Origin of the sequence: Salinactinospora qingdaonensis, assembly GCF_039539445.1 — a bacterium.
GTDB lineage: Bacteria > Actinomycetota > Actinomycetes > Streptosporangiales > Streptosporangiaceae > Salinactinospora > Salinactinospora qingdaonensis.
Window position 1 is genome coordinate 1 of the sequence record NZ_BAABDD010000055.1, and the last position, 11,805, is coordinate 11,805.

General features: G+C 68.5%; 6 protein-coding genes, 1 CRISPR repeat array and 1 riboswitch. Of the genes, 4 read left to right on the forward strand and 2 right to left on the reverse strand.

Features of this window, described 5'->3' with window-relative positions:
- Both ABD848_RS24585 and ABD848_RS24590 read right to left on the reverse strand, forming a co-directional pair.
- On the reverse strand, positions 1-1,090 hold a 1,090-nt coding region (locus ABD848_RS24585), incomplete at its 3' end, for an alpha-amylase family glycosyl hydrolase (protein ID WP_344977512.1).
- Positions 1,091-1,190: 100 nt separating this feature from the next.
- Positions 1,191-3,173: an alpha-1,4-glucan--maltose-1-phosphate maltosyltransferase gene (locus ABD848_RS24590; protein WP_344977500.1), complete on the reverse strand. Its 1,983-nt coding sequence runs from the start codon at positions 3,171-3,173 to the stop codon at positions 1,191-1,193.
- Positions 3,174-3,696: 523 nt separating this feature from the next.
- Between ABD848_RS24590 and glgP the strand changes: the two genes are divergently transcribed.
- From glgP to ABD848_RS24610, 4 genes are all read left to right on the forward strand, one after another.
- A complete protein-coding gene (gene glgP / locus ABD848_RS24595) occupies positions 3,697-6,324 on the forward strand; it encodes an alpha-glucan family phosphorylase (protein ID WP_344977503.1) in 2,628 nt (875 codons plus the stop codon).
- 102 nt (positions 6,325-6,426) lie between these two features.
- Positions 6,427-6,535, forward strand: a riboswitch (TPP riboswitch).
- Positions 6,536-6,639: 104 nt separating this feature from the next.
- Positions 6,640-7,239 carry an ECF transporter S component gene (locus tag ABD848_RS24600; RefSeq protein ID WP_344977506.1) on the forward strand — a complete coding sequence of 200 codons (600 nt, stop codon included), beginning with the start codon at positions 6,640-6,642 and terminating at the stop codon, positions 7,237-7,239.
- Positions 7,240-7,518: 279 nt separating this feature from the next.
- Positions 7,519-9,060, forward strand: a complete 1,542-nt coding sequence (locus ABD848_RS24605) for an ABC transporter ATP-binding protein (RefSeq protein ID WP_344977515.1) — start codon at positions 7,519-7,521, stop codon at positions 9,058-9,060.
- Positions 9,057-9,839, forward strand: coding sequence for an energy-coupling factor transporter transmembrane component T family protein (locus ABD848_RS24610; RefSeq protein WP_344977508.1), 783 nt, complete (start codon positions 9,057-9,059; stop codon positions 9,837-9,839). Before ABD848_RS24605 ends, ABD848_RS24610 begins: the two co-directional genes overlap by 4 nt.
- Before the next feature lie 282 nt (positions 9,840-10,121).
- Positions 10,122-11,672: a CRISPR direct-repeat array (repeat unit 29 nt; unit sequence GTGCTCCCCGCGCACGCGGGGATGGTCCC).
- The last annotated feature ends 133 nt before the right edge of the window (positions 11,673-11,805 follow it).

The following is an 11,805-nucleotide window of genomic DNA, read 5'->3' on the forward strand; positions in this document are numbered from 1 at the left end:
CCAGCAGCGGGGCCAGCCGTCTACGGATGCCCACGTTGGCGCGCATCCGCGGGTCCTTGGCGTACTCGGCGTACATGTAGTCCCGCTCCTCATCGGTGACCATCTCCAACGTCAACTCGTCGTGGTTGCGCAGGAAGATCGCCCACTGGCAGTTGCGGGGGATCGCCGGGGTCTGGGCGAGGATCTCCGAGATCGGGTAGCGCTGCTCGCGCCGTACCGCCATGAACATCCGGGGCATGAGCGGGAAGTGGAAGTTCATGTGGCACTCGTCGCCTCCTGTCTCGAAGTCGCCGAAGTACTCCACGACGTCGGTGGGCCACTGGTTGGCCTCGCTCAGCAGCACCCGGTCGGGGTAGAGCCGGTCGACCTCGGCGCGGACCCGCTTGAGGAACTCGTGGGTCTCTTTGAGGTTTTCGCAACTGGTGCCCTCGCGCTCGTAGAGGTAGGGCACCGCGTCCATGCGGAAACCGTCGATGCCCAGGTCCAGCCAGAACCGCAGCACCTCCATAACGGCCTCTTGCACCGCGGGGTTCTCGAAGTTGAGGTCGGGCTGGTGGGAGAAGAAGCGGTGCCAGTAGTACTGGCCGCGCACCTCGTCGTAGGCCCAGTTGGAGTGCTCGGTGTCGACGAAGATCACTCGGGCGTCGGAGTAGCGGTTCGTGGTGTCGGACCACACGTAGAAGTCGCCATAGGGGCCGTCGGGGTCCTCCCGCGAGGCTTTGAACCAGGGATGCTGGTCACTGGTGTGGTTGATCACGAGGTCGGCGATGACACGGATGCCTCGTTGGTGGGCCTCCTCCACGAGGTCGACGAAGTCGGCGATATTGCCGAATTCCGGGAGGATCTTCATGTAGTCGCTGATGTCGTAACCGCCGTCGCGCAGTGGCGACTCGTAGAGGGGGAGTAGCCAGACGCAGTCGATGCCCAGCCATTCCAGATAGTCCAGCTTGTTGATCAACCCGCGGAGGTCACCGGTGCCGTCGCCGTTGGAGTCGTAGAAGCCCCGGACCAGCACCTCATAGAACACCGCATGTTTGTACCAATAGGGGTCGCGTGGCTTCTCATATGAGAATGTGTCGGGAATGGCCACGAGAGGTGTCTCATTGACGCCGGGCACCGGCTCCTGATTGGTCACGATGTACTACTCCACCAGTCGGCTCGTCAGCGCTCCCCCGAAAGCGCCCTGGCTTTTAGCGGGTGCTCGCGGTGGGAGTAACTGTGAATATGTGTGCTGTCTGGATATATGGGTCAAGACGGACATAGTTCGCCTCTCCCCATTTATATGATTCGCCCGACAATTGGTCGGTTACCATAATCGAATCTCCGGGAGAGAACCCGAGTTCGGGCATGTCGAGCCACACCGTCGCCTCGCGCGCGTGGTGCGGGTCGAGATTGATAACGACCAGGATCACGTCGTCCGGTTCCCCGCCGTCGCCCCCCGCCAACCGCTTGGAGAAGCACAGCATCTCCTGTTGGTCAGCATGATGGAACCGCAGGTTCCGCAGTTCCTGTAATGCGGGGTGATACCGCCGCATGTGATTCAGCTTACGGATTAGTGGCGCGATCGTCATTCCTGAGGCTTCCGCGGCGTGCCAATCGCGCGGCTTATATTGATATTTTTCCGAATCCAGGTATTCTTCGCTTCCCGGGCGCACCGCCTGGTTCTCGCACAGTTCAAAGCCGGAGTAGATCCCCCAAGTGGGGGAGAGCAGTGCCGCGAGGATCGCCCGAGTCTCGAACGCCGGCCGGCCGCCGTGCTGGAGGTAGGCGTGCAAGATGTCGGGCGTGTTGGCGAAGAGGTTGGGGCGCAGGTAGTGGGCGGTCTCGGTGCTGAGCTCGGTGAGGTAGTCCTGTAGCTCCTCTTTGGTGTTGCGCCAGGTGAAATAAGTGTAGGACTGGTGGAAGCCGATCTTGGCCAGGGTTTGCAGCATCGGCGGCCGGGTGAACGCCTCGGACAGGAACAGCACATCGGGGTCCGTGACCGCGATGTCGGCCAGCAGCCGTTCCCAGAAGGCGACGGGCTTGGTGTGGGGGTTGTCCACGCGGAAGACCCGCACCCCGTGGTCCATCCAGTACCGCACGATCCGCCGGACCTCGGCGTAGCTGCCCTCTGGGTCCTTGTCGAAGTTCAGCGGGTAGATGTCCTGGTACTTCTTTGGCGGGTTCTCCGCGTAGGCGATCGAGCCGTCGGCGCGGATGTTGAACCACTCGGGATGCTCGCTGACCCAGGGGTGGTCCGGTGAGGCTTGCAGCGCCAGATCCAGGGCGACCTCCAAGCCGTGCTCCCTCGCTTCGGCTACGAAGGTGTCGAAGTCGTCGATGGTGCCCAAGTCGGGGTGGACGGCGTCGTGGCCGCCTTCGTGCGAGCCGATCGCCCACGGTGAGCCGGGGTCGCCCGGCTGGGCCCCCAGCGTGTTGTTGCGGCCTTTGCGGAAGCTGTGGCCGATCGGGTGGATCGGGGGCAGGTAGACGATGTCGAAGCCCATGTCGGCGATGGCTGGTAGCCGCTTGGCGGCGGTGATGAAGGTGCCGGAGCGCTGCTGGCCGTCCTCCCCGTCGAAGGTGGCGCCTTCCGAGCGGGGGAAGAACTCGTACCACGAGCCGAACAGCGCGCGTCTGCGGTGGACCATCACCGGGTAACGCTTGGTGCGGGTGACCAGCTCCCGCAGCGGGTTCTGGTTCACTTCGGCCATGACCTCCACGGAGGTGGCTTCGGCTAGGCGTTCGGCCGCGGGGCGGGTCGCGTCGCGCAGCAGTTCGGCGACCCCGGCCAGCGCCGGCCGGCGGGGTACCCGGCGGGCGGCCCGCTCGAACAGCCGAGCCCCTTCCTCCAGCATCAGTTCGACGTCTTGGCCCAGCGGCACTTTGATCTCGGCGTTGTGCTGCCAGGTGCGGAAGGGGTCGTGCCACGCCTCGATCGCGAATGACCAGCGACCTTCGCTGGTCACTGTGACCTCGGCACCGTAACGGTCGGTTCCGGCGACGAGTTCGCGCATGGGAGTCAGGGGCAGGCGCCGGCCGGCGGGGTCCCATAGCACCACACCCACACTCAGCGTGTCATGTCCTTCCCGGAAGGCGGTGGCCCGCACCGGGAAGGTCTCACCGACGGCGGCCTTGGCCGTGCCGTGGTCAACGACGGGAGCGACGTCAAGAATGGGAAATCGTCCGATCACAGGTGCACCGTTTGAGGTCGAGATTACGGATAGTTCCGCTACTGTTCGCGTTGCTTGGTACGAGGGAGTGGGCAGGCCGAAAAACCCGCCGTTAAGGTCAGTTCGCGGAAGGGCCTTCGGCTCGCTCCCATCTCTATCGTCGGTCGCGATTCCGTGCTTTCCGACAGTCCGAGACGCCCTATTTTTGTGATTGTAGTCACAGGCTAAGTGGGTGCGGGGTGGGTGTCTACGGTTGACCAGGGTGGATGTTTCCTGATAAATCGGACATCTTCCTCGTTAGGGGCGGGGGTCACCTCAGTAACACCAGCGCCAAATCGGCTGCCTCATCGAAACAGCCTTGATATCCGCATTCAAAATTTCAGCAAAAAAAGAGTTGTAAGAGGTTCAACCGGTCGATGGTAGTGCGCTTCTACAATGTTCCTCTTATGGTTACGTAAAATTGGGACAAGATGTATCGGGCATATGGGGCAAGGCCGTGCTGGAGACTCGCGCCTGCGGGTCCTTTTGACTAGCCTCACGCTGCGTGAAGGCGATCCGTAGGTTCACTGTTCGTACTGTCCTGCCCGCAGAGCTGGCTCCCTTGGAGACGCTTGCGGCCAATCTCCGTTGGTCCTGGCATCCGGCCACCCGTGCCATCTTCGCCGAGGTCGATCCCGATGTCTGGGAGGCGGTCCACCACGACCCCACCCAGTTGCTGGGAGAGGTCACCAACGAACGACTCGCCCAGCTTGCTGCCGACACCGACTTCTGTACTCGGCTGCGCGCGGTGGCCGACGACCTCGATCAGTACCTGAGGGAACCGCAGTGGTACCAGTACCTGCCTGAGGAGCCCGAGCGCACGCTGCCCCAGAGCATCGCCTACTTCTCCGCCGAGTACGGGCTCACCGCCGCCCTGCCACAGTACTCCGGTGGCCTGGGCATCCTCGCCGGGGACCATCTCAAAAGCGCCAGCGACCTCGGCGTTCCCATCATCGGCGTGGGGCTGCTCTACCGGCACGGCTACTTCTCACAGAGCCTTTCGCCCGAGGGGTGGCAGTTGGAGCACTACCCCGAGATCGACCCGCGCGGGCTGCCCATGACGCTGCTGGCCGAAACCAACGGCGACCCGGTAGGCATCGTTTTGGACCTACCGGAGGGGCGCCAATTCATCGCCCACGTGTGGGTGGTCAGCGTGGGCCGGGTTCCCCTGTTGCTGCTCGACGCCTGCCAGGAACGCAACGAGCCGGAGTTGCGCAGCGTCACCGACCGTCTCTACGGCGGCGGCACCGAGCACCGGCTACGCCAGGAACTCCTCCTGGGCGTGGGCGGGGTGCGGGCACTGCGGTCCTACTGTGCGCTCACCGGCCACCCAGAGCCGGAAGTGTTCCACATGAACGAAGGGCACGCCGGCTTCCTCGGGCTGGAGCGGGTACGCGAGTACGTCGACGTCGAGGGCCTGACCTTCGACCAGGCGCTGGAGTTGACCCGCGCCGGCACGGTCTTCACCACCCACACCCCCGTGCCCGCCGGCATCGACCGTTTCCCCCGCGACCTGGTCGAGCACCACTTCACCGGCACGGGGGCCGCCGCGAGCCTGCCGGCCGACCGGGTCATGGCGTTGGGCACTGAGACCTACGAGGATGGAGATCCGGCCGTGTTCAACATGGCCGTCATGGGGATGCGCCTCTCCCAGAGCGTCAACGGGGTCAGCACACTGCACGGCCAGGTCAGCCGGGAGATGTTCCACGGACTGTGGCCCGACTTCGACCCCATCGAGGTGCCCATCACCGCCGTCACCAACGGGGTACACGCCCGAACCTGGGTCGCCGAGGAGGCCCAAGAGCTGGCCGACCGCATGATCGACGACGTTACCGAACTCGCCGACATCGAGGGCTGGCGCAAGATCACCGGCGCCTCGGACCGGGAACTATGGGAGATGCGCCGCCTGCTGCGGGAGCGCCTCATCGCCGACGCCCGCAAGCGCCTGCGCCGCTCCTGGAAGCAGCGGGGAGCTACCGAGGCCGAGTTGGGGTGGATCGACGACGTGCTCGACCCCGACATCCTCACCGTCGGCTTCGCGCGGCGGGTGCCCTCCTACAAGCGGCTCACCCTGATGCTGCGCGACCGCGAGCGGTTGAAATCGCTGCTGCTGCACCCCGAGCGCCCCATCCAGATCGTCATCGCCGGCAAGGCCCACCCCGCCGACGAGGGCGGCAAACGGCTCATCCAGGAGGTTGTCCGCTTCGCCGACGACCCCGAGGTGCGCCACCGCATCGTGTTCCTGCCCGACTACGACATGGCCCTGGCGCGCGCCATGGTCCAAGGCAGCGACGTATGGCTGAACAACCCGCTGCGGCCCCTGGAAGCCTGCGGTACGTCGGGGATGAAGGTGGCGCTCAACGGGGGCCTCAACCTCTCGGTCCGGGATGGCTGGTGGGATGAGTGGTTCGACGGCTCCAACGGGTGGGCGATCCCCACCGCCGACGGGGTGGCCGAGCCCGACCGTCGCGACAGCCTGGAGGCCGCGGCCCTGTACGAGCTGATCGAGGAGCAGGTCACCGGGCAGTTCTACGACCGCGACAAGGCGGGCCTGCCCAAGCGGTGGCTGGAGATGGTCAAGCACACGCTGGTCTCGCTCGGCCCGAAGGTGCTGGCCAGCCGCATGGTTCGTGACTATGTCAACGAGCTGTACCGTCCGGCGGCGGTATCCGCCCGGCTGCTCACCCGCGACGGTCTGGCCGCCGACCGCGACTTCGCCGCGTGGAAGCAGCGGGTGCGCCGGGCATGGCCGGGCGTGCGCATCGAGCACGTCGAGGTGGTCGACATGGAGGAGCCGCCGCAGGCCGGTGGGGAGATCACGGTGCGCACCACGCTCGTCCTCGGTGACCTCACCCCCGAGGATGTCCGCGTCGAGGCGGTGCTGGGTCGCGTCGACGAGGAGGAGAGCATCCTCTCGCCGACCTTCAGCGAACTCTCCCCGGTGCGTGGGAAGACCTCGCAGGGGCCGCTCACCCGCTATCAGGGCTCCATCCCGCTCGCTCGGGCAGGCAGGTGTGGCTACACCGTGCGGGTGGTGCCCAAGCACCCCCTGCTCACCAACCCCGCCGAAATGGGGCTGGCCGTCGTCCCCGGACCTCCCCCCGGCATGGGGGACGGGATGGTGCTGCGCTAAGCCCCACTCCTGGGACCTGCCCCCGAGTGCGGACAGCCAGGGCAAAAGTGTCAATCAGTGGGAGGAGTTGCCACAGACCCCAGACAAAGGCGCATAATTGAAGAAAACCGACAGGGGAGCGCCTTGCGCGCTGAGAGTGCGGAGACGATCCGCAGACCCTTACCTACCTGATCTGGGTAATGCCAGCGAAGGAAGTCGTGGGAACCGCCGTCCGGTTACCCGACGCCCGCGTGCCGGTGGCCGCCACCGTTCGCGCGCGGCAGGCGGGCGGCGCTCTTGGCCTGGGCACTCTCGTTATCTCTGGAAGGGATACGTGTGAGTACCTCGCCTACTGGCAAGACCGGTGTGGCCCCCACCGTCCGGTGGCGCACCGTCGACATTCTCGTCGCCGCCGTTCTCGGCGTCGCCATCGGCATCGTCTTCTGGTTCTGGGGCATCCTGTGGCAGTCCACCGGTCCCCTTTTCGTGGCCTTCCCGCCGGCCCAAGCGGTCATCTACGGCGTGTGGCTGCTGCCCGGTGTGCTCGGCCCTCTCGTCATCCGCAAGCCCCTTGCCGGCGTCCTCACCTCCCTGGCCGCCGGCCTGGTGTCGGCGCTGCTGGGCACCACCTGGGGCCTCATGGTGATCCTGGCCGCCTTCCTTCAAGGGCTACTGCCCGAGATCGTCTTCGCCGCGGGCCGCTACCGCCACTGGGGGATGGGCATCGCGGTCCTCGCCGCCGCCGTGGCCGGGCTCTCCCCGGTCGTCATGGACCTCACGCTGTACTACCCGACCTGGCCCCTGCTCTACAAGGCGGTCTATGCCGTCCTGGTCATCGGTAGCGCCGCCGTCATCGCCGGTGTGGGCGGCCGACTGTTGACGAGCGCACTGGCCAGAGCGGGCGCGCTCGGCCCCTTCCCCTCCGCCAACGGGTGATCCGGTGGTCGCGTTGACCGTGTCGGAGGTTCGTCTCGGGGAGTTCGTCGCCGTGCCGGCGTCGACTGCCGTGGTACCACCTACCACCGTCCCCGCTCCGGCCGTCTCCCGGGGCGGCCACGACACCGGAGGCACGCCACGAGACACCGGCCACGGCCCGTGTCCGGTCCCGCCACGGTGTCTCGCGGCGCGGCCGGCTCCGGGCGGCACGTGGCCGGCGAGCCCGCCCCAGCGTCCGCACTGCGCTCGCAGCGCCCCGAGCCGGTGGGGCGGTCGGCGATGACGGGCGCCCGGGTCGAGCTGTCGGGCTGGGGATGGCGCCACTCCGGACGCCATACCTGGGCGCTGCGCGGCGTCGACCTCGCCATCGCTCCGGGGGAGCGCGTGCTGCTCCTGGGCTCCTCCGGAGCGGGCAAGAGCACCCTGCTCCACGCCATGGCAGGACTCACAGGGGACGACGCCGCCATCACCGGCCAGAGCGAAGGCACGCTCCTGGTCGACGGAGCCCCCGCCACGGCCGCGCGCGCCGACCTCGGCTTCGTCGCCCAGGACCCCCAGACCCAACTAGTCATGGCGCGAGCCGGCGACGACGTGGCTTTCGGGCTGGAAAACCTCGCCGTGGCGCGCGAAGAGATCTGGCCCCGTGTCGACGCGGCCCTGCGCGAGGTGGGGTTCCCCTACGGCCGGCAGCGCTCCACCGCCGCGCTGTCGGGCGGCGAACAGCAGCGCCTCGTCCTGGCCGGGGCGCTGGCCATGCGCCCGCGGCTGCTGCTGCTCGACGAGCCCACCGCCAACCTCGACCCCGCGGGCGCGCAACTGGTCCGCGCACAGGTGGCGCGGCTCGCCGAGATCAGCGAGGCCACGGTGGTGCTGGTGGAGCACCGCGTCGCCGAGGTCGCCCACCTCGTCGACCGGGTGGTCGTCCTCGACCCCGGTGGCGGGGTCAGCGCCGACGGCTCACCGGCCGACGTGTTCGCCGCGCACGGCCCCCGCCTGGCCGCGGCCGGAGTGTGGGTGCCCGGCCACGAGCCCGCCGCGCCGCCCGGCCCCGGCCCCGGCGGCGCGGCCCTCATCGAAGCCGCCGGCTGCTCAGCACGCGCCCCCGCCGCGCCGGGCATGGGGGCGACGGCTGGCCCTATGGTGATCGAGAACGCCGACGTCACCGTCCGCGCCGGAACCGCGACCGCCCTCACCGGACCCAACGGCGGCGGTAAGTCCACCCTGTTGACGCTGCTGGCCGGCCTGTCTCGACCGTTGCATGGCGCGGTGCGCCCGCGCGGCAGTCTGGCTCAGGCGGGTACCCGTCCCCTGGACCGCTGGCCCGCCCGCACGCTCGCTCGCCACATCGGCACCGTTTTCCAGCACGCCGAGGACCAGTTCGTCACTGGCAGTGTCCGCGACGAACTGCGCTTCGCGCCGCTGCGCGTCGGGATGGGCGAGCGCGAGACCGAGGAGTGGGTGACGCGCCTACTGCACCAACTGCGGCTCACCACGCTCGCCGACGTCCACCCCTTCACCCTCTCGGGCGGGGAGAAGCGGCGGCTGTCGGTGGCCACCGCGCTTAGCTGCGGCCCCGACCGCGCCCCCGATGTGCTGTTCCTCGACGAACCCACCTTCGGCCAGGACACCCGCACCTGGAGCGAACTCGTCGAGCTGCTGGACACGCTGCGCGCCGCGGGCACCGCCATCGTCATGGCCACCCACGACGAGTTACTGCTGGGCGGGTTCGTCGACACCGCGCTTCCGGTGGCCCACGGCGGCGTGGGCACGCCGGTCCCGCCCGAGCGGGCGCTCGATCTGGCCGGAAGGCGACACCCATGACACCGCCCCACGCCGCCACCGGCCCCGAGCCCGACGCCCAACCTGAAGACACCCGAGGCGGAGGCGCCTGGTTCGCCAGGGTCAACCCGGCCGCCAAGCTGATTGTCGCCCTCATCGCCGCGGCCGGGCTCATCCCCGTGATTGATGTCGTCACCAGCGGTGTCGTACTTGCGGGCGGGCTGTGCCTGCTGGCCGTCTCCGGGATCGAGCGCCGGCTCCTCCTGGCCTTGGCGGGACCTTTCGTGCTCATGGGGTGCTCTATCGGCCTGGTCAATCTCGTTTTCGGTGACGAGGGCGCGATGGCGGCGCTGGGCACGGCGCTGCGGATCATGGCGATCGCGCTGCCCGGCATTCTCGCCGGAGCCACCAGCGACCCCACCGACCTCACCGACGCTCTGGTGCAGCGCCTCAAGATCCCGGAACGGCCCGCCGTCGGGGTGCTGGCTGCGCTGCGGCTGGTGCCGTTGCTGGCTGCCCAATGGCGCACCCTCACTCTCGCCCGCCGCGCACGCGGCATCGAGGCCGGCCGCAACCCGTTCCGAGCGGTGACGATCTTCGTCGGTAAGACCTTCGCGCTGCTCGTGCGTAGTATCCGAACCGGGACGCTGCTGGCCATGGCGATGGACGCCCGCGCCTTCGCCGCGGGGCCACGCTCTCACGCCCGCCTGAGCCGCTGGCGCGCCCGCGACACGTGGCTGATCGCCGCCTCCGTGGTGCTCGTGGCCTGCGCCCATGCTCTCGCCATCGCTGTGGGCACGTGGCAGCCGCTGTTCATGTGACCCGCCCCGACGCGGTGCGCCCCGCTCTGAGGCGGTGACTAGCCCCGAGGCGGTGTGACCCGTCCTGACGCGGTGCCGTAGCACCCGGTGGCCGCGAACACCACCCCCGGCGTGGCGGGATCACCCAACCCCCCACGAGCCCCCGGCGCCGCGACTACACTGCGGGACATGCGCCACCGACCGGCCCCTCTGCGAACCTTGCGGCCTATGCGACATTCGTCCGATTCTCAACAAGTGGTCAAAACAGCCCCACCCCGCCGATAGCGCCGCAGGTCAACGAGGGTGCTCCCCGCGCACGCGGGGATGGTCCGGTATGGAAGCAGTACCCGGAGGCGATGCTCAAGTGCTCCCCGCGCACGCGGGGATGGTCCCCGCGCGGACGTTGCAGAACGCGGCGTAAACGTGTGCTCCCCGCGCACGCGGGGATGGTCCCTCAACCAAACGGTCCCGCGCCGTCTTGAGGGCGTGCTCCCCGCGCACGCGGGGATGGTCCCGTAGGTGTACTCCTCGGTCGGCGTCGAGGGCAGTGCTCCCCGCGCACGCGGGGATGGTCCCGATCCGGCGGTGTGGCACTTCTGGGGCTGGTTGTGCTCCCCGCGCACGCGGGGATGGTCCCACCAGCCACGGACAGCTAGCCAGGATGGGGGGTGCTCCCCGCGCACGCGGGGATGGTCCCAGATCCTCGACTGGATCAACGGGGATGACGCGGTGCTCCCCGCGCACGCGGGGATGGTCCCGTCATGTACCACCTCGCCTCCGACGACGCGCCGTGCTCCCCGCGCACGCGGGGATGGTCCCCATCACTGAGCGATTGACCGACCGCGACGGCGGTGCTCCCCGCGCACGCGGGGATGGTCCCGAGCCGCCGGTTTTCGCGGTGTTGTTCTTGACGTGCTCCCCGCGCACGCGGGGATGGTCCAATCCTGATGGGGATTGGCACATCCGGAGACCCGTGCTCCCCGCGCACGCGGGGATGGTCCCCATCTGGGGTGTGCCGGTGGTGCAGACCACGGGTGCTCCCCGCGCACGCGGGGATGGTCCCACCCCCATGCCCAACGGCACATGCGCAACCTGGTGCTCCCCGCGCACGCGGGGATGGTCCCAAGTCCTTCAGAATCTGAACTGACGCATCAGGGTGCTCCCCGCGCACGCGGGGATGGTCCCGTGGTGCGCGGCACCGTGCGGCTCCTCCGGTCGTGCTCCCCGCGCACGCGGGGATGGTCCCGCGGTCACCGATCCGCGGTGGGTGGCGGCTGAGTGCTCCCCGCGCACGCGGGGATGGTCCCGGCGCGTCCGACGTCCGCCAGCTCCGTAAGGAGTGCTCCCCGCGCACGCGGGGATGGTCCCGAGAGCGGCGATCGCCCGCGCTGTGGGGGTGGGTGCTCCCCGCGCACGCGGGGATGGTCCCTCCTGCGTCATGACCGTTGAGACGTTCCTGAAGTGCTCCCCGCGCGTGCGGGGATGGTCCCCTGGCGGTATCCGGGCGTGTGCCCGGCACGGCGTGCTCCCCGCGCGTGCGGGGATGGTCCCCCCGGCTAGACCAGCTATAGGAGAGGAGAGGTGCTCCCCGCGCGTGCGGGGATGGTCCCCGTTATCGGCCCAAGGAATTCGAGGAGCTGGTGTGCTCCCCGCGCACGCGGGGATGGTCCAACTCCAGCTCTCCACGCAACGTGATTTCCACAGTGCTCCCCGCGCGTGCGGGGATGGTCCCCCGCCTGGACCGCCACCTGCGACGAAGAGTCCGTGCTCCCCGCGCACGCGGGGATGGTCCCGACTCGGACGCGGAAAGGGCGATCCCGCCGAGGTGCTCCCCGCGCACGGGGGGATGGTCTGTATGTTTCCGCCCCCTCACCGTTGAAGGTGCGGTGCTCCCCGCACAGGGGGTGGTTGTGCTTGGCGGGGTGGGAAAGTGCGTCGTCCGCTCGTGCCTCGATCGCTGCGCGATCTCAGCAGCCTGAGGGGGGCG